We start from the raw sequence: 26083 nt of genomic DNA on the forward strand, positions 1-26083 counted from the left end.
GGGGATTTTCAACTTATAAGCGCAGGATAAAACGATTTTATGTTAGTGGTAAAAGTTATTTTAATCCTGTTTGACTTTTACCACTAACATTACCATTAGTGAAATTGATCGTGCAATTAGCACCATCTTCGCCATCTAATCCGGTTGTATACTTATATGTTGTATTTGTAGTACCATCGATATTTGTTTCAGAGTAATAATTAGGTTTTCCAAGTGTTTGAGTAACTTGATCAGTTGTTTGATTGTTATCGATTTTGGCATAATCAGCTAAACTAATCTTAGAACTTCGATTAACTGTAAGACCAGAGATAATCTTTTCAATAGCATGATCATTGTAAAATTGTACGACCAGTTTGGAATCCTTAGTACCATTGGCAACTTTAGACCACGTTTCCATATTAGTCTGTTTATCATTTACCTTGCTTACAGTACTAGTTACTGATTTACCGAAGAATTTCGTTAAAACATCTAAGGATAGGCCATCCTTGTCACTGATATAAATACTATTGTACTGTTTTAAAGTTATCCCTGAAGCAGTTACTGATTTTTTCTTCTTTTTAGGTTTAGCCTTTGAAGTAGTATTTTTCTTTTGAACATTCGAAGCATTCTCTTGGGAATGAGAGTATAAATAATAACCGCCAGCGCCTCCACCAACAATTAAAAGAATAATTATGATCCAGAACCACCATCTTTGATAGAAAGATTTTTTAAGACCATTAGAACGACGATATTCGGATCTACTAGGATATTTTTTATCCATTGTCATGTTCCCCCTAAACGGTGCTAATCACTTTAATCATATTTTATCAGTAACTAGGACTTTTGACGTTGAATTTAAAGAAAATAAAAGAAAAAAACGGCCAATTTAAATGGTCGTTTTTTAGAAGTAGTAATTATTTTTGCTGTTCCTTTTGTTGCTTCTTATATCTCAAACCAATTGGAACTAAATTTTCTTTTCCTTTGAGCAGTCGCTTAATATTTGGAATATGACGCACATAAATAATGACAGTAATAATAGCGGCGACGGTAGTTAAAATCCAATCGTGAAGGAATAAAGTAGCAATCGTAAAGAATAAGATTGTAGTCAAGCTGGCAACGCTAACCATACTGGTTGTATAAACGATTATGGCAAGAAAAGCAAAACAGATGACAAATAGTAGAGGATTATAAGCCAAAAGTATTCCTGCACTGGTTGCAACGGCTTTTCCACCGCGGAATTTAAGAAAAATAGAGAAACAATGTCCAATTACGGCAAAAATTCCAATAAATAGAATCCAATGACGATCTAAATTAAAGAAAACTGGCATTAATGCACCTAAGGTTCCCTTCAAAATATCGATAACTAGAACAACTGTTCCGGCAAATTTGCCGAAAACACGATAAGCATTGGTAGTTCCGACGTTTCCACTACCGTAATCAAAAATATTTTTATGAAAGAAAACTTTTCCAACGATATAAGCAGTTGGAAATGAGCCAATTAAGTAGGCTAATATTGCACAAATGAGAAGTTTCATCAAAAAATCACTCTCTTAGCTTTATTTTTTTGGTATATTGTATTTCTATGGTGCTTTTATTAGAGAATTATAAATACCAACCTAGACATTATCCACTATTTTACTAGAAATTAAAAGATTTCTTATGTACGAACATATATTCGTGTTAAGGTAATAGTGTTATAATATTGAAATATTGCACTACGTAGCAAATGAAAAGGAATGATATAAATGCCAAAATCATCTTATGATGATTCGTCAATTCAAATCCTTGAAGGATTAGAAGCTGTACGAAAAAGACCAGGTATGTACATTGGTTCCACTGATTCACGTGGTTTACATCACTTGGTATATGAAATTGTCGATAATGCAGTCGATGAAGCTCTATCAGGATTTGGTAAAGAAATCAACGTTACTATCAATGAGGATAGCAGTATTACTGTTGTAGACCATGGACGTGGAATGCCGACAGGTATGCATGCCAGCGGGAAGCCAACTATTGAAGTAATTTTGACGGTTTTACATGCCGGTGGTAAGTTCTCAGAAAATAGTTACAAAACGTCTGGTGGACTGCACGGTGTTGGTTCTTCAGTTGTGAATGCTTTGTCAGAATGGATGACAGTTCGTGTTGTTCGTGATCATAAAGTTTATGAAGAACGTTTTGAAAATGGTGGTCACCCAGTTGGAACCTTGAAAAAGACTGGTACTACCAAAGAAGATAGTGGAACAACCATCAGTTTCAAACCTGATGCTACTATCTTTCAAACAACTAAATTTAACTACGATACGTTAGCTGAGAGATTACGTGAGTCAGCTTTCTTACTAAAAGGTGTTAAATTTACTATCACTGATAAACGTGGTGAAGAAGAAAAACAAGATATTTTCCATTATGAAGATGGAATCCAATCATTTGTAAAGTACCTGAACGAGGGAAAAGATGCTTTAGGCGGAATTTTCTATGTTGAGGGTACTAATTCTGACATTGAAATTGAATTTTCTGGCCAATACAATGATGGATACTCAGAGAACATCATCTCGTTTGTTAATAACGTACGTACTGCTGATGGTGGGACACATGAAGCCGGAATGAAGTCTGGTTTGACAAAAGCCTTCAATGACTATGCTCGTAAAGTAGGTTTGCTAAAGGAAAATAGTAAGAATTTGGAAGGTAGCGATGTTCGTGAAGGTCTATCAGCTATTATCTCCGTTCGAATTCCTGAAGAAATTCTTCAATTCGAAGGTCAAACAAAAGGTAAATTAGGAACTCCTCAAGCTAGATCAGCTGTTGATCAACTAGTTTATGAACAAATGAGCTTTTATCTATTGGAAAATGGTGAACAAGCTCAAATGTTAGTTAAGAAGGCTTTAAAGGCTCGTGAAGCCCGGGATGCAGCTCGTAAGGCTCGTGAGAGTACTCGTAGCGGTAAAAAGAATAAAAAAACCGACGGTTTACTTTCTGGTAAACTAACGCCTGCTCAATCTAAGAATCCTGATAAGAATGAATTGTTCCTTGTCGAGGGTGATTCAGCCGGTGGCTCTGCAAAACAAGGACGAGACCGTAAGTTTCAAGCTATCTTGCCTTTACGTGGTAAAGTTTTAAATACTCAAAAGGCCAAATTAGAAGATATTTATAAAAACGAAGAGATCAATACTATGATTTATACAATCGGTGCCGGTGTTGGAGCTGATTTTAAATTAGAAGATCGTAATTATGACAAAATTATTATCATGACTGATGCTGATGATGACGGTTCTCATATTCAGATCTTGCTGTTGACCTTCTTCTATCGTTACATGCGTCCCCTAGTTGAGTCTGGACACGTTTATATTGCTTTATCACCACTTTACAAGCTTCAAAAGGGTAAAGGTGCTAAGACTAAGATTGAATATGCCTGGACTCCAGATGAGCTTCAAAAAGGCATTGAGAAGATGGGTAAGGGCTACGAATTACAACGTTTCAAAGGTTTAGGTGAAATGAATGCCGATCAACTTTGGAAGACAACAATGGATCCAACAAATCGTATCCTGATCAGAGTTAATATCGATGATGCTGCTTTGGCGGAGCGTCGTGTAACAACTTTGATGGGGGATAAAGTTAAGCCTAGACGTGATTGGATCGAAGATAATGTTCGTTTCAATGGAACTGAAGAAGGCGACAATATCTTGGAAAAAGTTGATGATGATACTGATCCAATTGATAGTAAACTCGTTGACGATTTATTGAATAAGGAATAGGTGATACATAGTGACTGAAAATTCTCCTAAAATTCAAGATATCTCGCTCGAAAAAATCATGGGAGATCGATTTGCGAGATATTCAAAATCAATTATTCAAGAAAGAGCGTTACCAGATATCCGTGATGGTTTGAAACCCGTTCAACGGAGAATTCTTTATTCAATGTTCTTGGATGGTAATACTTACGATAAAGGTTTTCGTAAATCAGCCAAAGGTGTTGGTAACGTCATGGGTAATTTTCATCCCCATGGTGATTCTTCAATTTATGAGGCTATGGTTCGTTTGTCTCAAGATTGGAAATTGCGTAATCCTTTAATTGAAATGCATGGTAACAATGGTTCGATGGATGGTGATCCACCGGCTGCTATGCGTTATACAGAAGCACGTTTAAGTAAGATTTCGACTGAAATGTTACGTGATATTAACAAAGATACCGTTGATGAAGAGTGGAATTTTGATGATACTGAAAAGGAACCCAAGGTTTTACCAGCACGTTTTCCTAATTTATTAGTTAACGGTGCTACTGGTATTTCGGCTGGTTATGCAACAGAGATTCCACCTCATAATTTGGGTGAAGTTATTGATGCAACAATCAAAATGATTGATAACCCTGATATTACTTTGGACGAATTGATGAAGATCGTTAAAGGTCCAGATTTTCCAACTGGTGGTATTTTACAGGGCAAGCAAGGTATTAAAGATGCTTATACCAATGGTCGTGGACGTGTTTATATTCGTTCTAAGACTTCAATTCAAGAGATCCGTGGACATAAGTCTCAAATTGTTATTACTGAAATTCCTTATGAAGTTAATAAAGCCCAATTAGTTAAGAAGATGGATGAAATTCGTGTTCTTAAAAAGGTTGAAGGAATCGCGGAAGTACGTGATGAGAGTGACCGTCAAGGATTGTCGATCGTTGTTGAATTAAAACGTGATGTTGATGCTAATGGTATTTTGAACTATTTGTTTAAAAATACTGATTTGCAAGTTTCATACAACTTTAATATGGTTGCCATTGCTGACATGCGTCCTCAACAGGTCGGTTTGATTCAAATCTTGAAGGAATATATTAAACATCAAGAAGACGTCGTCCTACGTCGTAGTAGATTTGACTTGAATAAGGCTAAGAAGCGTCTTCATATTGTTGAAGGTTTAATTAAGGCTTTATCAATTCTGGATAAAGTTATTAAGACTATTCGCTCTAGTAAGAATAAATCTGATGCTAAGAATAATTTGATTAAGAGCTATAAATTCAGTGATGAACAAGCTGAGGCAATCGTTTCCTTGCAGCTATATCGTTTAACTAATACCGATGTAACGGAATTGGAAAAAGAAGATGCAGAACTTCATAAGCAAATTGATCATTTGAATGGAATCATTGATAATCACACTACTTTGATGACATTAATCAAAAAGGAATTGACACAAGTACGTGATACTTATGCTGATAAGCGTCGTACTAAGATTGAAGCTAAAGTGGCTGAGATCGAAGTTGATACAAAGGTTATGGTTGCCAGTGAGGATGTTCGTCTATTGGTCAGTCATGATGGCTATGTTAAACGAAGTAGCTTACGTTCTTATCAAGCTTCTGACGCTGGTGATAATGGTCTGAAGAATGAAGATTATCCAATTATTGATGAAAATGTTAATACATTGGATCATGTCTTTATTTTCACTGACAAAGGTAATTTGATTTATCGACAAATCTTTGAAATTGAAGATAGTCGTTGGAAGGATACCGGTTCACATCTTTCTCAAGAAATTGGATTGGATACAGATGAATCAATTCTTAAAGCTTTTGTTTTCAAGAAGCTAGAAGAAGAAACTGGTAATTTCTTGATAGGGACCAATGAGAACTACATCAAGCAAGTAGCTTTTAATGATTTATTACCAGGAAGAACTTACAAATCTAGAGCTTCCAAGTATTGCAAATTGAAGGCCGATACTTCACGAGTAATGGATGTCTATTATGTACCGAATGATTCTAAACAATTGGTTTATGTCTTTACGGAGCATTCTTATGCTTCAGCCTTTCCAATTGAAGAAGTGCCAGTTGTTAGTGGAAAAGCAATGGGTGTTAAATTTGTTAGTTTGAAAGACGATGATCAATTAGCTGGTTATTTCTTGGCTGATGACGACAATGATAAAATTGCAGTCTTAACTCAACGTGGATCATATAAACAAATGAAATTGTCTGAAATACCTGTAACTAGTCGTGCTCGTCGTGGCGTTCTAACTCTCAGAGAATTGAAACGTCAACCACATCGTATTTGTTTAGTAACGAATATTAGTAATGATATACAACTATCAATCGTAACTGATTCGAATAAAGAAATTGAAATTGATCCGTCAATACATCAGAATGCTGACCGTTATTCCAATGGCTCATTTATTATGGATCCAGAAACGGATGGTATTCCACTCAGATTTGTGAAAAAAATGTTAGAAAATGAGTGATATAAATAACAGATTTTCATTTTATATAGTATTATTATCTTATTGATTACATTAATTTTTACTTTCACAAATTAGGAGGATCTTCTTATTGTTAGATGAGAAATCGAGACGTGTTTTTAGTTCTAAAGCATTAAATTATTTTGATGAATTAACTAAGAATATGAGTTATACAAAAACTGCTCAATTGTTAGGAATCACACAACCCGCATTGACGCAACAGATTAAAAAGATTGAAAGAGTCGTTGGGGCGCCACTATTCTACAGTATCGGTAAGAAGATTTATTTAACCGATGCAGGTACTTTACTTTTAAAGTCAACGCATCAAATGTTTGACTTGATCAATGATGTAACTGATCAAATTCAACAAGAGTCCTCAGAAAGATCTGGTACAATTAGTATTGGACTTTTGTCGACCGCTGAATCAGTTGTAATTGAAGATTTTATCGTCGAGTACAATCGAGTTAATCCTAATGTTGTTATTGATTTAAATTTATTAACTCGTAAGGAACTTTGGGATAACATTCAAAATAATAAAATTGATTTAGCTATTATGTATTTACCTGATAAAAGTATTAAGAGCTGGAAGATTTATCGGTCTAAGAAGATTATGAGCGATAATATTATGTTGGTTCATAATGATGAAAAGATTAATAAAAAGAAGAGCGTTAGTTATAAAGACGCCACAGCTAAACCTTGGGCTACTTATTTGAAGAGTTATTATTTTTATGAATTGATCAGTGAAAGATATCGAGATGCTTTAGTCGATTTTCCTAAGGTTATTGCTCGGTTCTCGGCACCTTATCAATTATTGAAATTTGCACAAGAATCATCTGATGTTTATACGGTTTTGCCATTGAGTTTTTGTATTGCGCATCAATCAATGTTTAAACTTTATCAAACACCACTTGAACCAGCTATAACAAGTGATTTATCATTTGTATATCGAGAGGACAAAGAAAAGATTCCAAGAATTGAAGATTTCCTCAATGAATGGGATAATTTCTTAGATAAGATGAGCTATGTTGATCGTCTTAAGTCTTCAAGATAAATATTAAAAAGGGGCGCACAATTCATGCCAAAAGAAAAAGAATTAGTTTTTGGACACAGAAATCCTGATACAGATGCAGTTTCAGCTGCCGTTGCTTATTCATATTTACAAAATCAATTAGGATACAATACTGAAGCTGTTGCTTTGGGTGAACCTAACCTAGAAACAAAATTTGTTTATAATCATTTTGATGCTAAATATCCACGTATCATCTCAGCCATTAATGGTGAAGTTAAAAAAGTTATGTTAGTTGATCATAATGAAAAACAACAAAGTGTACCTGACATCGATGATGTTCAAATTACACACGTTGTAGACCATCATAGAATTGCTAATTTCGAAACAAAATTGCCTCTATACTATCGTGCAGAGCCACTTGGTTGTGTAAGTACAATTATTTGGAAGATGTATAACGAAAATGATGTTGAAGTACCTGCTAAGATTGCTGCATTGATGGCTTCATCAATTATTTCTGATACTCTATTATTGAAATCACCTACAACAACTGATGAAGATAGAGCTGCTTTGAAGAGCCTAGCTAAGACAGCTGGCATCGATTATGAATCATACGGTCTTGAGATGTTGAAAGCTGGTACAAATCTTGACAGCAAGTCAACACAAGAACTAATTGATATGGATGCTAAGAGCTTTGATATGAAGGGTAATAGCGTACGTATTGCTCAAGTTAATACTGTTGATATTGACGATACTCTAAAACGTGAAGCTGACTTTGTTAAAGACATTAAGGCTGAAAGTGCTGACAAGGGTTACAACTTATTTGTATTGTTGATTACAAATATCTTAACAAGCGATACAACAGGTATTATCATCGGAGACGATAGTGCTATCAAGACATTTGAAGAAGCACTTAATACTAAGGTTTCAGATAACAAAGCTAGTTTACCTGGTGTTGTATCACGTAAGAAGCAAGTTGTTCCTCCATTGGATGCTAAATTTTAATTTAATATTATGATTTTAAAAAGATAAGAAATCCTTTTGAAGGTTTCTTATTTTTTTTGTAGCTAGAATTTTTAGAAATCGTTATATTATAAGAAAGTAGACTATCAGAAACCAAAACACACGTTTTCACAATTATTTTTATGCAGAATAATGAAATGATCTAAAGAAATGCCATTGTTGTCAATGGTCAAATTTGTTTATCGAATCCTAAATATTGATAATAAAATTAATGAAAATGAACATTTTTCTTGAAAACGTATTCTTAAGTTTGATATAATGGCAACATTGCTGAAAATTTACTTTTATTTTAGAGTTAGAGGGAGTCTTTTTTTAATGAATGTAATAAATATTTTAATTGGTCTTTTACCAATGATCGGTTGGGGTGTTTTCCCAATCATGACTGGGAAGTTCGGAGGGAAGCCAGTCAATCAAATTATTGGTGCTACATATGGTACTTTGTTATCTGCTATTGTTGTTGCAGTTGCTATGCAAACACCTTTATTGACAGGTAAGAATTTCTTGTTCACATTTTTATCTGGTGCTTGTTGGTCCATTGCTCAAAGTTTGGTATTCTACGCCTTTGGTGAAATGGGTGTTTCTAAAACAATGCCGGTTTCAACTGGTTTTCAATTGATTGGTACTTCATTGTGGGGTGTCGTGGTTCTAGGAGAGTGGCCTTCAGTAACGGCTAAATTGATCGGCTTTTTCTCAATTGTTTTAATTATTATTGGAGTTTATCTAACTACGTATAGTGAGAAAAAGGTTACTGAGAGTGAATCAAGTGTTGTTAAAGGTATTTCTTTGGTACTAATTGCTACGATCGGTTATGTTGGATATTCAGCATTTCCACAAGCTGTTTACGTTGATAGTTTCCAAGCATTCTTGCCACAGGCTTTAGGTATGGCAGTTGCGTCAACTATTTTTGCTTTTATTACAAAGAGTAATCGACAAGCTAAACCATATAGATCTAAGAGTACTTATTTGAATATTATTAGTGGTATCTTCTTTGCTTTTGCCGCTTTGACATATTTGATCTCATCACGTAAAGATGTGAATGGATTAGCTACTGGATTTACGCTTTCACAAATGAATGTTATTATCGGAACACTTGGTGGTATCTATATCCTGCATGAAAGAAAGACACATAAAGAAATGATCATGGTTATTTCTGGATTGATCTTGGTTGTCGTGGCCGGAATTATTACAGCCTTCATATAAAAATAATTTAAGTCTTGATCTGAAAGGGTTAAGACTCTTTTTTTGAGATTTATAAAAAAATATTATTGACAGCGCTTACACAACAAGATATGATGTGCTCGTAAGCGTAAGTAAAACGGTTTACTGGTTTGAGAGGTGTTTCACTTTGAAAAGAAATCATAAAACAACGATTAGAGATGTTGCTAATAAAGCAGATATTTCGGTCACAACAGTTTCTTTAATTCTAAATGGCAAAGGTGATCGCTTTAGTGAAGAAACAAAAGAAAAAGTTCATAAAGCTCAGACAGAGCTGGATTATTATCCAGACTATTATGCAAGAGGATTGGTAGGACAGAGAACCAATTCAATCGGCATTGTGATTCCGGATATTATGAATCCTTTCTTTGCTAGTTTAGGATTGAGTGTTGAGCAGGCTGCCATCCCTAAGGGTTATTTTCCTCAAATCTTTAGTGTCAACGGTTTTAAAGAGAATATCGATTATTTTATTGAGCAATTTGCTTCAGGAACACAAAAGGGTTTGATTTTAGCGGCTCCAGGAGCATCTAAAGAAATTGTTGATAAATTATCGACGCATAATAATATTCCCATGGTACTAACTGATCAAGCTGATTTAAATATTGATGATGATCGGGTTTTGATCAATGAAGAGGTATCAGGAGAACAGATTGCGGAACATATATTATCTCTAGGTCATAAGCATGTCGCTTTTGTAATACCTGAATCGTTGACAATGAACTTAGTAAAACGTTTTACTGGTTACGAAAAAGCTTTTAAAAATCATAATTTGAGAATTGAAAAGGAGTTGATTTTTAGAGCAACTTTTGGACCAGAAGGTGGTGTTGAGGCAGCACATAAGATTGTTCAGACTAATGCCACAGCTGTTATAGCCATTAATGATGATGTGGCGATGGGTGTTTACAAGGGCTTGAATTTATTGGACAAGAGAATACCCGAAGATTATTCAGTCGTTGGTTTCGATGATATTAATTTAAATAAATATTTGACGCCGAGTTTAACGACTATGGCCCAACCAATAGATGAAATTGGTGAACAAGTGGTAGAACTATTAATTAATCGAATCAAAAATCCCAGTAGTGCAAAGAAGACAATTATTCTAAATACTAAGTTAAAAATTGGAGATTCAACAAGAAAAGTGATTTAAGAGGGGGACGAACTGATGAAAAAAGGTTTAGTTTTGAATACTCAGATTTCCGCAGTGATAGCCGATATGGGTCATTTTGATACTTTGTCAATTGGAGATGCTGGTATGCCAGTACCTGCCGGAACAAAGAAAATTGATTTGGCCGTTCAAAAGGGTTTACCTAGCTTTATTGATGTTTTACAGAATGTACTTTCAGAATTACAAATTCAAAAGGTATATTTGGCAGAGGAAATTAAAACGCAGAATCCTGAACAATTGGCTAATATCAAAAAGTTGATCGATGTACCAATCGAATTTATTCCACATGATGAAATGAAAAAAAGATTAAGTACTAATAAGGCTTTCATCCGTACTGGTGAAGCTAGTCCGTTTTCAAATATCATTTTAGAGAGTGGAGTCACATTTTAACCGGAGGTGATTTTTTATGAAGATTGAAATGAAAAATATTTCTAAAGCCTTTGGTACTAATAAAGTTTTGGAAGGTGTTAATTTCACTGTTCAATCTGGAGAAGTTCATACTTTGATGGGTGAAAATGGTGCTGGTAAATCGACACTAATGAATATTCTTACTGGCCTTTATGATGATGATGGCGGAGAAATTTATGTCGATGGTAAGCAAACACAATTTAATGGTCCGCTTGATGCGGAACAACATGGAATTTCTTTTATCCATCAAGAAATGAATAATTTTTTGGAAATGTCAGTTGTTGATAATATGTTTCTTAATAAGGAAATAAAAAACAAATTTGGCATTATGAATGAAAGCAAAATGCATGAACAAGCTAGATTCTATTTAAATAAATTGGGGACCAAGATTGATGTCGATAAGCCAATTGGAACGTTGAGCGTAGGGCGTCAGCAGATGATTGAAATTGCCAAGTCTTTGATGACGGATGCTAAGATTATTATTATGGACGAACCAACTGCAGCTTTAACTGAAAATGAAATTGCACAACTATTTGAAGTAGTACGTGATTTGAAAAAACAAGGTGTTGGTTTTATCTACATTTCTCACCGTATGGAAGAAATTTTTGAAATTGCGGATAAAGTAACAGTAATGCGTGATGGTATTTCTATTAATGAGTATTCAACTAAAGATGTAAATATGAAACAATTAGTCAAAGATATGGTTGGACGTGAAATTGGAGACTTCTATCCGGACCGTGACCCTCATTTTGGTAAAGTTTCGCTTGAAGTTCAGCACCTATCGGAAAAAGGTGTTTTCAGTGATGTTAATTTTCGAGTTCACGAAGGTGAAATCTTAGCATTTTCTGGATTGATGGGTGCTGGAAGAACAGAAATCATGCGCTCTATCTTTGGAATTGATCCTCATAACGAAGGTAAAATCTTGATTGATGGTAAGGAGGTGCATATTCATTCGCCTCAGGAGGCTATCAAAAATCAAATTGGTTTCTTAACAGAGAATCGTAAGGATGAAGGTCTGATTTTAAATGACTCATTGCGTGACAATATTGCTTTACCATCGATTGGTGGATTTGTTAAACACGGGATTATTGATGACAAATCTGTAAACGATTTCACAAATATGTTAATGAAACGTTTGACGGTTAAGGCTCAAAGTGCTGATGTTAGTGCTGGTAGTTTGAGCGGTGGTAATCAGCAAAAGGTAGTTTTGGCTAAATGGGTCGGTTCAGGATCTAGAGTGTTGATTTTAGATGAGCCTACTCGTGGTGTTGATGTTGGTGCTAAACGTGAAATTTATGACTTGATGAATGAATTAACTGATCGGCATGTTGCTATTATTATGATTTCAAGTGATTTACCAGAAGTTTTAGGTATGAGTGATAAAATTGCAGTCGTTTATGAAGGTAAGATTACAGGAATCGTAGATACAAAGACAGCAACACAAGAGTCAGTTATGACTTTAGCGACAGGGGGATCAAACGATGGAAGAACAAACTAAAATCGCTGAGAAAAGCGAAAAAAGTGGTTTTAATTTCAAAAAGTTTATTAGTAAGTTAGGACCTTTGGTAGCCTTAATTATTTTGATTATCTTGGTTACTGCTCTGAGTCCAGGATTTATTCAACCTAGTAATTTATTAAACCTATTGAGACAAGTATCAATTAATGCCGTAATTGCCTTTGGGATGACCTTTGTAATTTTAACTGGTGGTATTGATTTGTCGGTTGGTTCAATCCTTGCTTTAACTGGTGCGGTAACGGCCTCAATGTTGGCCAGTGGCACTTCAGCAATTGTCGCTTTGCTAGTCGGATTTTTAATGGGTGGACTTCTAGGATTCTTAAATGGGATTTTGATTGCCTATGGTAAAGCCGCACCATTCATTGCTACATTAGCAACTATGACCATTTTCCGCGGTGCTACATATGTATTTACAAATGGTAATCCTATTACTGGGGCCAAGATGAATAACAGTTTTCTTTTCCAATTTATGGGTCGTGGCTACTTGTTAGGAATTCCAGTTCCAATCTTTATTATGGCAATTGTTTATTTAATTTTATATGTCTTGTTACATAAGACAACATTTGGACGTAAAACATATGCTTTGGGTGGCAACGAACAAGCTGCTTACATTGCTGGTGTTAAGACAAAAATTGTTACAATGTGGATCTATACTATTTCTGGATTGATGGCATCATTAGCTGGAATCATTTTAACTTCACGTTTGAGCTCTGCCCAACCGGATGCTGGGACATCTTATGAAATGGATGCTATTGCCGCTGTTGTTTTAGGTGGTACGTCATTGGCTGGTGGTAAAGGTAGAATCTTTGGAACTTTAATTGGTGCCTTGATAATTGGTACATTGAATAACGGTATGAATTTGTTGGGAATTTCCAGTTTCTATCAACAGATCGTTAAAGGTATTGTAATTTTGATTGCTGTACTACTAGATAGACGTTCATCAAATGATTAATCATATTAAGGGGGATTTTCTATTATGAAGAAATCTTTAAAGCGTGTACTTTTAGCAGTTAGTATCTCTGCATTAGCTATGTTTACTCTAGCAGGATGTGGAAAGTCAGGTCTTGACTCAGGTGGATCAAGTGATTCTAAAGTAGAGACTAAGAAACCTAAGGACATTAAAGTTGGAGCTTCACTATCAACTTTGTCCAATCCATTCTTTGTTTCCGTTAAGAAGGGGATCAATGATTTAGCTAAGAAAAATGGAACCAATGTCCAAGTTTCTGATGCACAAAATGATACAGCTAAACAAAATAATGATATTGAAGATTTAATTACTAAAAAGGTTGATGTTTTGATCATTAACCCAGTAGATTCATCAGCTATTACACCGGCTGTTAAAGACGCAAATGATGCGGGTATTCCAGTCATCACCGTTGATCGTTCTAGCGAGGGCGGAAAGGTTTTGACTTTAGTTGCTTCTAATTCCACTAAAGGTGGTAAGATGGCCGCTGAGTTCTTGATCAAGAAGTTGGGTAACAATGCTAAGGTTGCTGAACTACAAGGAATCCCAGGAGCCTCAGCAACTCGTGAACGTGGTAAAGGTTTTGACAAGTATGCTAAAGGTAAACTAGATATTGTTGCTAAACAAACAGCTGGATTTGATCGTGCAAAAGGTTTGAGCACTACAGAAAACATTCTTCAAGGAAATTCAGATATTGTAGGAATTTTCTCACAAAATGATGAAATGGCTCTAGGGGCTGTTCAAGCTGTCAAGTCAGCTAACAAAGATATTGCTATCGTTGGTTTTGATGGTGAAGAAGATGGTATCAAGGCTGTCAAGTCAGGTAAAATGGCTGCAACAGTAGCACAACAACCAGAAGAAATGGGACGTTTAGCACTACAAGCTGCATATGATCATTTCAATGGTAAAAAAGTTAAAAAGAATATTGAATCACCATTGAAATTAGTTACAACTGATAGTTTAAATAAATAGTAATCAACATGAATTAAAGGGGAATATGAATTTACTTCATGTTCCCTTTTTTGGAGGAGAGCAAAATGGCAAATAAAGTAGTTGTAATCGGAAGTATTAACGTTGACAGTATCATGCATATCGATAACTTACCCAAACCTGGTGAGACTATAAAAATGAATTCCTTCTCGAAAGCTGGTGGTGGTAAGGGTGCTAACCAAGCTGTTGCTGCGGCCAGATCAGAAGCAGATACTAGTTTCATTGGTCGTGTTGGGGATGACGGTAATGGAAAATTAATGTTGAAACTCTTAAAAGAGGATCATATAGATACAAAACACGTTACAGTAGTTCCGAAGGAAGATACGGGGCAATCATATATTCTTCTACAAAAATCAGGTCAGAACTCCATTATTTATCAAGCAGGTGCCAATGCTTTGGTAACTGCCGAAGATGTTGATCAAGCTCAAGATACGATTAAGCAGAGTGATTTTATTGTTACAGAATTCGAGACACCAATCCCAGCTGCTATTGCTGCCTTTAAAGTTGCTCATACGGCTAAGAAGGTAAAACGATGTATTAATTGACTCGCCGTTAAAGACATCCCTGAGGAACTCTTAAAATTGACAGATATCATTACTCCTAATGAGACGGAAAGTGAGTTAATTTCAGGTATTAAAATTACTGACGAGGATTCTTTGAAAATGTCTGCTGATTTTTATCATAATTTAGGAATCAGTGGTGTAATTATTACTTTGGGATCAAAGGGTTCATTTGTTTCTCTAAACGGTAAGTCAGAACAAATTCCAGCCTTTAAAGTCAAGGCTGTTGATACCACGGCCGCAGGCGATACCTTTATTGGTGCGTTAGCATCTGAATTGAATCCAGATCTATCTAATATCCATGATGCAATTGTCTATGCAAGTAAAGCTTCATCATTAACAGTTCAAAAATTAGGAGCTTTTCCTTCAATTCCTAAACGCGAGGCTGTTCTAAAATAAACTAAAAAACACGTCGAAAATTAATTCGGCGTGTTTTGTTTATTTATTGATTTTTATATCAGAGAGTTTATAAATTTAATTGATTTGTATCTCAATACTATACAAATTGGGAGGATATTTATTATAAGTAGTATTAATGAGAAAATCACATTTGTAATGTATATATCTAAGGAGAATATTTTCGCCAGATATTTTTGTCTATTTCTATCTGACGGCTATAATATACTTCCTTTTGAAAAAAATGTTAAATAAAAACTCTTGAAATCACTTCTGATATTTACGTAATTTTGGTGGGATATAACTTCGAATGAAGTCGTGAATTTCAGTTAAAGAATTGCTAAATAGCAGAGTTTTTCGAGTTTCAGATTCCATAAATCCTTGATCAACCATTTCATCGAAGAAACTTTCCAATTTGTCATAATAGTGGTTTACATTAAAAAAGATACAGGGATGTGAGCTGACACCGATGATAGTCCACGAAAAGGCTTCGGAGATTTCCTCAAGAGTTCCAGGACCACCGGGTAAAGCAATATTAGCAACAGAATTTTGTAACATGGCTTCTTTACGTTCTGACATGGTTGAAACGATATCCAATTTTGATAAATTAGTGTGTGCTAAATGACGGTCGAAGAGTTGTTGCGTGATAATTCCGTGAACAAAACCATTATCAGATAAAACACTGTCAGCGACGACATTCAGAATATTTGGAATGCCACCGCCATAAGTTAGACCATAATTATTTTGAACCAACCAGTGACCAAGATCTTGGGCGCTAGTAGTATAAATTTCTTGGTTACCAGTAGAGGCACCACAATAAACAGCAATATTTTTCATTTTTTAACCTCGTTATTAAATATCAAAATTGGTTTCTCGTTTGAGTCGACGGTAGTAAAGAACCGAAGCAGTATCTAGAGCATCTAAAGCCCGTAGTTGGTCGTCAGAAAGTTCTTTAGTACTTAGGGCTAATAGGATAAAGGTTGTATAGAGTTTCTTAGGTGACAAATCTAAGCCCGTAGATTCACTGTCACGTTTGAGATCACGATGTAAGGCAGGAACAGTCAATAATGGTGTATTGGCGGCCTTATTTCGACTTAGAAAAAGATTTTGATCATCCCAAAATGATCTGAAAGGTTCAATGTAAGTTTTATAAATGTCGAGAAACTTCTGTTCATCAGGGTTAAAGGTCAGTTGATTGAATTTACGATAGAAATCGGGTGCCAAGGCCTCTTTGTAGTTAAAACCCTTAGAAATGATTAAAATTAATAGTCTCGTATAAACACTCAAATCCGATTTTAAATATTCAGGTAGTTTTAAGAAAACAACTGTAGGAAAATCAGTTTGTTTGGGGACAGCAACACTATTAATATTTAAGGTCGGTATTTCAGGCGTTTTCTTGACGCTAAAGAGATATTTGAAGTAAACATTAAGATTACTGATAACTTTGTTGATTGTACTAGGACTAAGCTGTAAATTCTCGAGCATAAAGTCTTTAAAAAGACGGACATCCATCTCGTGGACATCTTGGATACTTTCAGATATTTTATATTCTGTATTGTGTTGAATTGTGTAATTGAAAAAGTCAGTTAATGAATTCAAATATTCAGTGTGTGCTTTGTCAGAAATATGCCTAGTTTTTAAATGAGCTTCAAAACCAGTTAAATAGGGGATTTTTACCATTTGAGACCCTCCTTTTGTCAATATTATACCGTTACTTAAAACGACTAACCAAATTTAGTCTAATTTTGAACAAATAAATAGTGGCAGCAATCTATGATTACTGTCACTAAGGGATGATACTGTATTAATTAATTGTTACATCTAAAGCTTGATCGCCAGCCAAGACGTCCTTTTCCTCGAAAGTACCCATTTCTTTGACAGCATCAGAATTAGTGATGATAGTCATGATTGAGGAATCTTTCTTAGCAGCTTTGATTTGTTCAAGATCCATCGTTGCTAACTTTTGACCAGTTTTAACAGTTTCACCCTCCTTGATAAACATTTCGAAAGGTTTACCTTTTAATTCAACTGTATCGATTCCTAAGTGTAACATGATCTCTAGACCATGTTTAGAAGTAATCATCAAAGCATGCTTAGTAGGGAACACTGTGCCAATCACACCGCCGATAGGTGCTACAATTGTACCATCTGATGGAGCAACAGCAAAACCATCTCCCATAAGCTTTTGTGAAAAGACTGGATCACTAACTTTATCCAAATGTATTAATTTACCATTTGCGGGTGCAACAAATTCATCAACTTTTTTTCTAGAGAATAACCCCATAATTAAATCTTCCTCCTTGATGTTTTAGCAAGTAAGGATGATACAGATATAAGTTATACTTGCTAATGCGCTTAAATTACTTATGATATAGATAGATTTAAATTCATTGAAAGCGCTTAATCACTCATATATAGTATAACTCCTGAAACATAATTTCAATAAAAAACGGGTATATACCACAATACTTAACATAAAAACAATAAATAGAAATAATTTTTTAATAAATTGAAAGAGGAAAAACAAATGTTTACTAAAATTTATTATCATGTATATTCAATCAGAGGTCATAAGTATGTGATTGGAGCTACCAAAAAGGGACTGTCTTTTGTTGGTTCCCGTGATCAAGATTTTGAAGAAGTAAGACGATTTTATCCAGAAACCGAGTTAATGGACGCTGAACAAATAGTAAATAAATATGCGAACCAAATTCGAGAATATTTGTTAGGAAAAAGACAAGAATTCTCATTAAAATTAGATATTTCTGGAACAAAATTTCAAGAATCAGTGTGGGATCAGTTAAAGAAAATACCATATGGTCAAACAAGCAGTTATACAGAGATTGCACAGTCAATTGGTAATCCTAAAGCTGTTCGTGCCGTTGGATCTGCTGTAGGTAAGAATCCTGTATTAATTGTTATTCCATGTCATCGGGTTATAACCAAGAATCAACAATTGGGCAATTATCGTGGAGGGTTAGCAATGAAACGGGAGCTATTAACTTTGGAAGGAGCAATTAATTAATAATGGTTTACTTTCCAGTAGTCATAGGGTAAACTTACCCTTGAATTTAAGTGAGTAAATACTTACTCACTATACTTTTCTTCAGGGGTGACTATAGATGGTAACAACAGCTATTTCCATAGATGATGTATCTAAGAGTTTTGATAAAAAATTGGTTTTAAAAGATGTCAATTTACAAATCACAGAGGGTAAGATTATTGGGTTAATTGGTCCTTCAGGTGCTGGCAAATCAACTATTATCAAGATTATTTTAGGAATGGAAGTACCAGATTCTGGAACGACAATGATTTTTGATAAAAAGATGCCTAATCGAAGATTATTAGGTCAAATAGGTTATATGGCTCAGACAGATGCCCTATATGAACAATTAACAGGACGAGAAAATCTTAAGTTTTATGCTGACATGAAAGGATTAAATAAACGGGATGTTATAGAACAGATAAAACATGTAGCTCAAGTAGTTGATTTAGTGATCGACTTGGATAGACGTGTTAGTGGTTATTCGGGTGGAATGAAGCGTCGTTTGTCTTTAGCCATTGCTTTACTAGGGTTTAACCAAATTTTAATTTTAGATGAACCGACGGTAGGGGTTGATCCGGCATTACGTAAACAGATTTGGTCTGAGTTGCAAAAATTAAGGGATGATGGAAAGACGATTCTGGTAACGACACATGTTATGGATGAAGCTGAATTAACTGATGAGGTGGCTCTTTTGTTGGGCGGAGAGATTATTGCCGATGATACTCCTACCAAACTGAAACAAGCTTATCAGGTGGATTCGGTTGAAGAAGTATTTTTAAAAGCGGAGGCACAACAAAAATGAGAACGTTAATGATTGCTCAAAGGGTTATTAAAGAACTATTTCGAGATAAAAGAACATTGGCATTGATGTTTCTAGCACCTATTTTAATTCTCTTTTTGATGAAGTTAGTTTTCTCTGTTAATTCACAGACTGATGTTAATGTAGCAACTGTAAATGTTAGCACTAGTTTGAACGAGAGCTTGAATAAGGCTAGTCACGTGTCAATTACTAAATATGACCAAACCAAAAAGGCCCAAAAGGCCTTAAAAGATAAGAAAGTCGATGCCGTAATTAACTATCGCGATAATAATTTTTACGTCAAATATAGCAACGTCGACGCCAGTAAGACTAATGCTACTAAATTAGCTTTAAACAGTGCTTTATTACTCAATTCAATAAAGCAGATGAAACACCAATTACAAAAATTGCAATTGGCTCTGGGAATACCGGCGAATAAAACTAAGTCGGTAAGTAAACCCAAAATTCATAATAGTTACGTCTATGGAAACTCGAAGACAAATTTCTTTGATAAAATAGTACCTATCTTAATGGGATTTTTCGTTTTCTTCTTTGTGTTTTTGATTTCAGGGATGGCTTTATTGAATGAACGAACATCTGGTACTTTGAGTCGATTGTTGGCAACGCCGGTTAAAAGATCGGAAATTGTTTTTGGATATATGCTCAGTTATGGCGTAATTGCTATTCTACAAACACTAGTGATTGTCCTATTTACTGTGTGGGCTTTAAATGTTGAAGTCGTCGGCAGTATTTTTTACGTAATTTTAATTAACTTCGTTTTAGCATTAGTCGCGTTAGCGTTCGGTATTTTAATGTCGACATTTGCTAAATCAGAATTTCAGATGATGCAATTCATCCCATTAGTAGTTATTCCTCAGGTGTTTTTCTCAGGAATCATTCCATTAGATACGATGGCTAAAGGCGTTAGAGTGATTTCTTATATTTTACCTTTAAAATATGCGGGTGATGCGTTAACTGGGATAGTTATGTCAGGAGATGGGTTTGAACGGATAGTAATACCTATAGTAGTATTATTGGGATTCTTAGTCATTTTGACGGTGTTAAATATCTTAGGATTGAAGAAATATAGAAAGGTTTGATTAGATGGAGAAAGCATTTCAGGATTTAGACGATTGGTTAGCTGTAGAGAAGATGCCTAATGGTAAGAAGCGTGTCCTACAGGCGGCTGTGACACTTTTTTCTCAACAGGGATATGACGGGACTTCAACGGCGCAAATTGCTGAGATGTCTAAAATGAGTCAAGCTACAATCTTTAAGTATTTCAAATCAAAAGAGGAATTATTGCTGTTTATAGTAAAACCATTGATTGAACATATATTGCCAGGATATGGTAAATCATTTGCTCAAGAACTACAAAATAATGGGGATGATTTAGAGAGCTTAATCCATTTCATTGTTTTTAATCGTTATCAATTCTTAGTTCAGAATAAAGATGCGGCAATTATTTTGATTTCACAGCTTCTGATCAATGATGAAATTAAGAATATGCTCTTTAATGAAATTCAGGTGATGAAAGATATATTTATCGATAATGTTTGGAAACCATTGGTTAAGACTGGTGAACTGAGGGATGATCTTGATCTATTGCAGCTCCTGAGAACTGTTATTGGGCAAATTCTCTTATATTTCTTACAGAGTCAGCGGATTTTGCAAATTGATGATCAGAAACAGATTGAGTCGGATTTGATTAAGATCGAACATACAGTTATTTTAGCAATTAAAAAATAAGTTCTATTTGCCAAGTGTGATATGCTTGTTTTAATTGATTTTAAACAGTCTGAGGGGTAGTTTACCTTGAATTTAGAAGCCATTTTAAAAGAAGAGTTTGGATATGATACATTTAGAATCGGCCAAAAAGAATTAATTGAAAAAGTTTTATCCGGTGAAAAGGCTATGGGGATAATGCCTACCGGTGGTGGTAAGTCAATTTGTTATCAGCTACCGGCCACTGTTTTACCTGGAGTGACCTTGGTCGTTTCGCCCTTGATTTCCTTGATGAAGGATCAAGTTGACAGTTTGAATGAAGTTGGTATTCCAGCGACCTTTTTGAATAGTACCGTTGAGTGGCATGATCGTGAAGAACGCATGCGCTATATCGAAACTGGTGCTGTCAAATTGCTATTTGTGGCGCCTGAAAAGATTGTTAATGATGAATTCTATAGTTGGCTGTCACAATTAGATATATCATTGATTGCTATTGATGAGGCTCACGTCTTATCTTCCTGGGGACATGATTTTCGTAGTAGTTATTTAGAGATGATACCGTCTTTGAAGAAGCTACCTGGCAGTCCAGCCTGGCTAGCATTGACGGCTACAGCTACACAGCAGGTTCAAGATGACTTGGCAGGCATCTTAGATATACCAGAGCAAAATATCGTTAAAACTGGCTTTAAACGGGCTAATTTAACCTTAAAGATTGAACGTGGTGTTGATAAGCTAAAATTTGTTTCTGATTATGTTCAAAGTCATGCAAAAGAGTCGGGAATTATTTATGCTGGTCGACGTGAAGATGTTGATAATCTATATAATTATTTTCAAGGTAAAGGTATTCGTATTGGACGCTATCATGCTGGTTTGAGTGATGAAGAACGTCATCAGCAGCAAGAAGATTTTCTTTATGATCGTACAGATGTTATCGTTGCTACAAATGCTTTTGGAATGGGAATCAATAAGACTAACGTGCGTTATGTTTTGCATTATTCTATTCCGGGAACAATTGAAAGTTACTATCAGGAAGTTGGTCGTGCGGGACGTGATGGATTACCAGCTGAAGCGGTATTGTTGTATGCACCTGCTGACTTGAATCTACATCGTTTCTTTATTGATAAGTCTTTAGGTGATGACGATTATAAATTAAGCCTAAAGAATAAGTTATTTAAGATGAGTCAATATGCCGAAACTGAATCTTGTTTAATGAAATTCATTCTAGATTATTTTGGTGAGGAGAATACAGAACCGTGTGGTAAGTGTTCAAATTGTTTGGATAATCGTGAGATAGTTGATATTACTGCGGATGCACAAAAAGCTTTGAGTTGTGTTGTAAGGATGGATCAGAAGTATGGTAAGAAGATGATCACAAGAGTTTTGGTGGGAAAAGACGATGTAGCTAATGATTGGCGTCATTTTGAAAAATTATCTACTTTTGGCATTTTTAAAGACAATACTTTGAAACAAACTAGTCGTCTATTGGATTTTTTAACTGCAAATGGTTTTTTAAAGAGCAGTGGAGGAAAATATCCTATTTTACTGTTGTCTGATAAAGGTTTAGATGTTTTGAAGGGAAAAACTTCTGTCACTAGAAGAAAAGAAGAGAAGGTGGCCGCAGAATCGAAATCAATCGTTGCTGATGGTAGTTTCGATGAGGAACTCTTTGAACAATTACGTAAATTACGTTTGAATTTGGCTCGTGAGCAAGGCATAGCACCGTTTATGATCTTCTCTGATAAGACTTTGAAGAATATGTGTCAAAGTATGCCAACTAATAGTGAAGAGTTTTTGGCTGTTAGTGGGGTAGGAAAAGTCAAATTAGAGCAATACGGTGAAAAATTCATTTCAGAAATAGAACAGTATCAGAATGAATTACAGGTTTAATAATTAAATAATAGAGTAGTTAAGCTAAATGTTTTACGAAAACAGAAGAAATAATATAAATTCTGTAAATGTTGGTATAATAGGGTTTATTAAAAGTAGAAAAGCTTAAAAAGACTTATAGATCCTTTAATGGGGAAGAAAAGCCATATTATGGACCATATATGAGACTAAAAATGACTTTTTATGATGAGTTGTTGACTAAAAATAATGAACTTGATGTCTGAGAACGTCTCTCAAACATCAAGATTTTTTAAATTCATATTTTAAATTAAATGTTTTACGAAAACATAAATTAAAAAAACAAAAAAAGAAGGTAACTAAGACGAAAAAAATTGCCATTATCTCAGATATACATGGAAATTTTACAGCATTTGAGAGGGTAGTTGCAGATGCAAAAAAAGAGGGTGTTGATGAATATTGGTTTTTGGGTGACCTATTAATGCCCGGCCCAGGAACAAATTCAATTCTTGAATTACTTGATTCATTAAATGCCCCTATTAAATTGAGGGGAAACTGGGACGATTTTCTTTTTGAGGATATTTTACCTATTAGCAAAGCCTATATTGATGAGCCACAAACTACCTATATTGTTGAATTATATAAGTACATTTATAATCACCTAGACTCCAAGTACCTAAAGGAGATGCGTCAATGGCCTATTTATAGTCAAACTACCATCAGTGGCTTTAATATTGTTTTGGCTCACAATTACCCTAAAAAGAATTTTGGTCACGAGCTATTACCTTATGCTGAGCAAAAGAACTTTGATGAGCTTCTTTTTGATAAGCCTTTTGACATTGCTATTTATGGTCATACACATCACCAATTAATGCGAACTAGCAGCAAAGATCAATTAATTATCAATCCAGGCTCCATTGGACAACCGTATACGGCCTGGGATAAGTTCAGTGCTGACAGACGCGCTCAGTACGTCATTTTAACTTTTGATAAGACAAGTTATCGTGGAATTGACTTCAGAAAAGTCTCTTATTCAATTGATGATGAATTGGCATTTGCTAAGACTAATGAATTACCATTTTATGAATTATATGAACGTATTTTCACTGAAGGCAAAGCTTTTACTCATAATAATGATGCTTTAAATGAAATCATTGCTAAATATAATTATAAATCTGATGTCTTGACGTATTTAAAACATTTGGAAAACGATTAGCAGTTAGATAATGGTTATTGAAATCAAAGATAATGCAGCTCTTTGATCTTTTTTCGTGTGGTTATATATTAATTTAAATTCTTTGTTAAGAAGTCGTATTTTAAAGCTAATATTTCTTCAAATACTTAACTTCATATAATACATATTATGTAACCTTGAATATCTAAAAAGTATTCTATTCTCATAATTTTACTAATTTCAGCTATTCTACTCTTTTCCATATATATACTGATTTGATCAAATATATCTTTTTAATTGGTTAAATAAAAAAACAAAAACACCTCAATTAATTTATTATAATTGAGGTGTTTTTCGATTGCTATTGTAAAGCCTGTAGGAGTTTTTTAAGTACAAATGTATCAACATAATCATAGAATATGCGTAAGCAACACGTAGATTACGAAAAAATAAAAATTTGCTACTAACCCAAGGATTTCAACATTTATGTGATGAGTAACATATATTAACAAATTGTATTTTGAATTGTAATTTAAACCTATACTCCGACAAATTATGATATATATGTTCCTGTTCACATATCTAACATATATATCATGTAATGCTTTATTTCCTTACTAAATATTTCTTCTTTGTTGGAAATGAAAACATAACTGGTAATAACAATATTAAAACAGGAATCCAAATATTATATATCGATAGATATGCATGATTAAGTTTAGTTAGATTTATAATCCTTAAAACCTTTAGATTTGAACTCATCATTGATAAAAATACGGATACGCCTAAAACCGAGCCTATTTGTCTTACCACACTAATGACACTTTGTGACGATGTAAGTAATGATCCGCTGAAATTAGAAGCGGCCAATACATTTATTGGACCTGTAATTACCCCAAAACCAATACCTAGTATAAGTAATGCCATAGAAAGCCAAGTAGAGTTCGTTGCTCCATTCATTACAATCAAAATGTACGACAACAATATACTAATCATACCGACAAGAACTAATAATCTTGGTCCTAATTTATTGATGACTAGACTGCCTAATCCTCCGAATACAAATACAGTCGAAGACATTGGCAATAAAATTAATGCTGCTTCCAACTCTGTTTTGTGATCCACATTTGTTAAAAAGCTTGGAATGACGACCACGACTCCTATATAAAAAAATTGTGCTAGTAAAGCGACAATTGCAGATGCAGAAAAATCCTTAACTTTGAATAAATTTAGATCTATCATCGGATGCTTTACAGTTCTTTCTACAAATATAAAAAGACTTATTAAAACTATGCTAATTAGAAAGCACATGATGGTTTTAGGATCTTGAATTCCCCAATCCTTTAGTTTAATCAAATTAAGTGTTAGAAAGTATAAACTCAACATTGAGATGAGACTACCTACCCAATCGATTTTTTCTTTCAATTTTATATCCTTGTTAAAGTTTAAAGAAATACCAGATAAAAATATTCCAATGATAACAATTGGAATATTCATTAAAAAAATCCAATGCCAACCAAAGAAATCAGTGATGACTCCGCCTAACGTTGGCCCTATTGCAGCAGCCCCTCCTTGAGTCAATCCTAAGATAGCAACTATTTTGATACGATCCTTTATATTCCAAGTAGATAAACCTATAGCATTACCTAATGGAAGTAAGATTGAAGCTCCTAAGCTAGAAAAGATTCGTCCGATTATCAAATATACAAATGTGGTAGCAAAACCTGAAAATAAACTGCCTAGTCCAAATAGAACTAATCCGACAATATAGGTTTTGTTCTTTCCAAAAGTATCACCAAATTTGCTTAAAGGAATTGTACATGTAGCAAATATAATCGTATAAATATTTAAGGCCCAAGAAAGCCGATTGTAATCAACTTCAATTCCCTTTTGTATGGCTGGTAATGCTATATTCATGATCGTTGTATCGAGCATAACAAGAAATATTCCTAATGCCATTGCTATTGTTATGTTTATTTTTCTATTCAAAATCATTCCTCCATGGTAAATCTCAGTAATTGTTCTTTTTTTACGAGTTATTACTCACGTTAAATATGTTCAAAGCACA

22 protein-coding genes and 1 pseudogene are annotated in these 26083 nt (G+C 34.5%); 17 read left to right on the forward strand and 6 right to left on the reverse strand.

Annotation, left to right across the window (positions count from 1 at the left end; translation table 11 throughout):
• Positions 1-55: 55 nt before the first annotated feature.
• Both ATN92_RS09070 and plsY read right to left on the reverse strand, forming a co-directional pair.
• On the reverse strand, positions 56-760 hold the full coding sequence (locus ATN92_RS09070) for a DUF3862 domain-containing protein (protein ID WP_056952382.1): 705 nt from the start codon (positions 758-760) through the stop codon (positions 56-58).
• Between the two features lie 133 nt (positions 761-893).
• Positions 894-1514 (reverse strand): glycerol-3-phosphate 1-O-acyltransferase PlsY, encoded by a 621-nt coding sequence (gene plsY / locus ATN92_RS09075; protein WP_056952393.1) that lies wholly within the window; start codon positions 1512-1514, stop codon positions 894-896.
• Between the two features lie 210 nt (positions 1515-1724).
• Here plsY and parE point away from each other — a divergent pair, with 210 nt between their 5' ends.
• The 11 genes and pseudogenes from parE to rbsK all read left to right on the forward strand — a co-directional run bounded on the left by parE (position 1725) and on the right by rbsK (position 15429).
• Complete coding sequence (gene parE / locus ATN92_RS09080) at positions 1725-3728, forward strand: DNA topoisomerase IV subunit B (RefSeq protein ID WP_056952395.1); 2004 nt, start codon at positions 1725-1727, stop codon at positions 3726-3728.
• 10 nt (positions 3729-3738) lie between these two features.
• Positions 3739-6186, forward strand: coding sequence for a DNA topoisomerase IV subunit A (parC, locus tag ATN92_RS09085; protein ID WP_087721249.1), 2448 nt, complete (start codon positions 3739-3741; stop codon positions 6184-6186).
• An 88-nt stretch (positions 6187-6274) separates the two neighbouring features.
• Entirely contained in the window at positions 6275-7234 is a 960-nt protein-coding gene (locus tag ATN92_RS09090) for a LysR family transcriptional regulator (protein WP_054642262.1), read from the forward strand.
• Positions 7235-7258: 24 nt separating this feature from the next.
• On the forward strand, positions 7259-8194 hold the full coding sequence (locus ATN92_RS09095; protein ID WP_025084917.1) for a manganese-dependent inorganic pyrophosphatase: 936 nt from the start codon (positions 7259-7261) through the stop codon (positions 8192-8194).
• A 333-nt stretch (positions 8195-8527) separates the two neighbouring features.
• Positions 8528-9412 carry a ribose/proton symporter RbsU gene (rbsU, locus tag ATN92_RS09100; RefSeq protein WP_056952396.1) on the forward strand — a complete coding sequence of 295 codons (885 nt, stop codon included), beginning with the start codon at positions 8528-8530 and terminating at the stop codon, positions 9410-9412.
• A gap of 145 nt (positions 9413-9557) precedes the next feature.
• Positions 9558-10574: a LacI family DNA-binding transcriptional regulator gene (locus ATN92_RS09105; protein WP_056952399.1), complete on the forward strand. Its 1017-nt coding sequence runs from the start codon at positions 9558-9560 to the stop codon at positions 10572-10574.
• Between the two features lie 15 nt (positions 10575-10589).
• Positions 10590-10982 (forward strand): D-ribose pyranase, encoded by a 393-nt coding sequence (gene rbsD, locus ATN92_RS09110; RefSeq protein ID WP_056952401.1) that lies wholly within the window; start codon positions 10590-10592, stop codon positions 10980-10982.
• A gap of 16 nt (positions 10983-10998) precedes the next feature.
• On the forward strand, positions 10999-12498 hold the full coding sequence (locus ATN92_RS09115; protein WP_056952403.1) for a sugar ABC transporter ATP-binding protein: 1500 nt from the start codon (positions 10999-11001) through the stop codon (positions 12496-12498).
• Complete coding sequence (locus ATN92_RS09120; protein ID WP_056952405.1) at positions 12482-13468, forward strand: ABC transporter permease subunit; 987 nt, start codon at positions 12482-12484, stop codon at positions 13466-13468. The genes ATN92_RS09115 and ATN92_RS09120 overlap by 17 nt, the downstream gene beginning before the upstream one ends.
• Positions 13469-13492: 24 nt before the next feature.
• Positions 13493-14452, forward strand: a complete 960-nt coding sequence (locus tag ATN92_RS09125) for a D-ribose ABC transporter substrate-binding protein (protein WP_056952407.1) — start codon at positions 13493-13495, stop codon at positions 14450-14452.
• A 65-nt stretch (positions 14453-14517) separates the two neighbouring features.
• A pseudogene (rbsK, locus tag ATN92_RS09130) lies at positions 14518-15429 on the forward strand (ribokinase).
• A 264-nt stretch (positions 15430-15693) separates the two neighbouring features.
• On the opposite strand, the gene ATN92_RS09135 reads toward rbsK, so the two are convergent.
• The 3 genes from ATN92_RS09135 to ATN92_RS09145 form a co-directional block, all read right to left on the reverse strand.
• Positions 15694-16263 (reverse strand): LOG family protein, encoded by a 570-nt coding sequence (locus ATN92_RS09135; RefSeq protein WP_158106689.1) that lies wholly within the window; start codon positions 16261-16263, stop codon positions 15694-15696.
• A gap of 15 nt (positions 16264-16278) precedes the next feature.
• Entirely contained in the window at positions 16279-17106 is an 828-nt protein-coding gene (locus ATN92_RS09140; protein ID WP_056952412.1) for a site-specific integrase, read from the reverse strand.
• 124 nt (positions 17107-17230) lie between these two features.
• Entirely contained in the window at positions 17231-17710 is a 480-nt protein-coding gene (locus tag ATN92_RS09145; protein WP_056952414.1) for a PTS sugar transporter subunit IIA, read from the reverse strand.
• 243 nt (positions 17711-17953) lie between these two features.
• Here ATN92_RS09145 and ATN92_RS09150 point away from each other — a divergent pair, with 243 nt between their 5' ends.
• From ATN92_RS09150 to ATN92_RS09175, 6 genes are all read left to right on the forward strand, one after another.
• Entirely contained in the window at positions 17954-18451 is a 498-nt protein-coding gene (locus tag ATN92_RS09150) for a methylated-DNA--[protein]-cysteine S-methyltransferase (protein ID WP_056952416.1), read from the forward strand.
• 97 nt (positions 18452-18548) lie between these two features.
• Complete coding sequence (locus ATN92_RS09155; protein ID WP_056952417.1) at positions 18549-19274, forward strand: ABC transporter ATP-binding protein; 726 nt, start codon at positions 18549-18551, stop codon at positions 19272-19274.
• Positions 19271-20371, forward strand: a complete 1101-nt coding sequence (locus ATN92_RS09160; protein WP_056952419.1) for an ABC transporter permease — start codon at positions 19271-19273, stop codon at positions 20369-20371. The genes ATN92_RS09155 and ATN92_RS09160 overlap by 4 nt, the downstream gene beginning before the upstream one ends.
• Before the next feature lie 4 nt (positions 20372-20375).
• Positions 20376-21020, forward strand: coding sequence for a TetR/AcrR family transcriptional regulator (locus ATN92_RS09165; RefSeq protein WP_056952421.1), 645 nt, complete (start codon positions 20376-20378; stop codon positions 21018-21020).
• A 66-nt stretch (positions 21021-21086) separates the two neighbouring features.
• Positions 21087-22883: a DNA helicase RecQ gene (gene recQ, locus ATN92_RS09170; RefSeq protein ID WP_056952423.1), complete on the forward strand. Its 1797-nt coding sequence runs from the start codon at positions 21087-21089 to the stop codon at positions 22881-22883.
• A 340-nt stretch (positions 22884-23223) separates the two neighbouring features.
• Positions 23224-24057 carry a metallophosphoesterase family protein gene (locus tag ATN92_RS09175; protein WP_256970549.1) on the forward strand — a complete coding sequence of 278 codons (834 nt, stop codon included), beginning with the start codon at positions 23224-23226 and terminating at the stop codon, positions 24055-24057.
• A gap of 564 nt (positions 24058-24621) precedes the next feature.
• Here the strand turns inward: ATN92_RS09175 and ATN92_RS09180 are convergent.
• The gene (locus ATN92_RS09180) at positions 24622-26004 is read right to left on the reverse strand and encodes an MFS transporter (protein ID WP_056952427.1); all 1383 of its coding nucleotides are present in this window, start codon (positions 26002-26004) and stop codon (positions 24622-24624) included.
• Positions 26005-26083: the final 79 nt, after the last annotated feature.

Source organism: Companilactobacillus bobalius (assembly GCF_009764355.1).

What these genes read in the sequence shown, in the direction of transcription:
- ATN92_RS09070 (WP_056952382.1), bottom strand. Translation starts at nt 760, where the DNA reads ATGGATAAAAAATATCCTAGTAGATCCGAATATCGTCGTTCTAATGGT.
- plsY (WP_056952393.1), bottom strand. Translation starts at nt 1,514, where the DNA reads ATGAAACTTCTCATTTGTGCAATATTAGCCTACTTAATTGGCTCATTT.
- parE (WP_056952395.1), top strand. Translation starts at nt 1,725, where the DNA reads ATGCCAAAATCATCTTATGATGATTCGTCAATTCAAATCCTTGAAGGA.
- ATN92_RS09095 (WP_025084917.1), top strand. Translation starts at nt 7,259, where the DNA reads ATGCCAAAAGAAAAAGAATTAGTTTTTGGACACAGAAATCCTGATACA.
- rbsU (WP_056952396.1), top strand. Translation starts at nt 8,528, where the DNA reads ATGAATGTAATAAATATTTTAATTGGTCTTTTACCAATGATCGGTTGG.
- rbsD (WP_056952401.1), top strand. Translation starts at nt 10,590, where the DNA reads ATGAAAAAAGGTTTAGTTTTGAATACTCAGATTTCCGCAGTGATAGCC.
- ATN92_RS09115 (WP_056952403.1), top strand. Translation starts at nt 10,999, where the DNA reads ATGAAGATTGAAATGAAAAATATTTCTAAAGCCTTTGGTACTAATAAA.
- ATN92_RS09120 (WP_056952405.1), top strand. Translation starts at nt 12,482, where the DNA reads ATGGAAGAACAAACTAAAATCGCTGAGAAAAGCGAAAAAAGTGGTTTT.
- ATN92_RS09125 (WP_056952407.1), top strand. Translation starts at nt 13,493, where the DNA reads ATGAAGAAATCTTTAAAGCGTGTACTTTTAGCAGTTAGTATCTCTGCA.
- ATN92_RS09135 (WP_158106689.1), bottom strand. Translation starts at nt 16,263, where the DNA reads ATGAAAAATATTGCTGTTTATTGTGGTGCCTCTACTGGTAACCAAGAA.
- ATN92_RS09140 (WP_056952412.1), bottom strand. Translation starts at nt 17,106, where the DNA reads ATGGTAAAAATCCCCTATTTAACTGGTTTTGAAGCTCATTTAAAAACT.
- ATN92_RS09145 (WP_056952414.1), bottom strand. Translation starts at nt 17,710, where the DNA reads ATGGGGTTATTCTCTAGAAAAAAAGTTGATGAATTTGTTGCACCCGCA.
- ATN92_RS09150 (WP_056952416.1), top strand. Translation starts at nt 17,954, where the DNA reads ATGTTTACTAAAATTTATTATCATGTATATTCAATCAGAGGTCATAAG.
- ATN92_RS09155 (WP_056952417.1), top strand. Translation starts at nt 18,549, where the DNA reads ATGGTAACAACAGCTATTTCCATAGATGATGTATCTAAGAGTTTTGAT.
- ATN92_RS09160 (WP_056952419.1), top strand. Translation starts at nt 19,271, where the DNA reads ATGAGAACGTTAATGATTGCTCAAAGGGTTATTAAAGAACTATTTCGA.
- ATN92_RS09165 (WP_056952421.1), top strand. Translation starts at nt 20,376, where the DNA reads ATGGAGAAAGCATTTCAGGATTTAGACGATTGGTTAGCTGTAGAGAAG.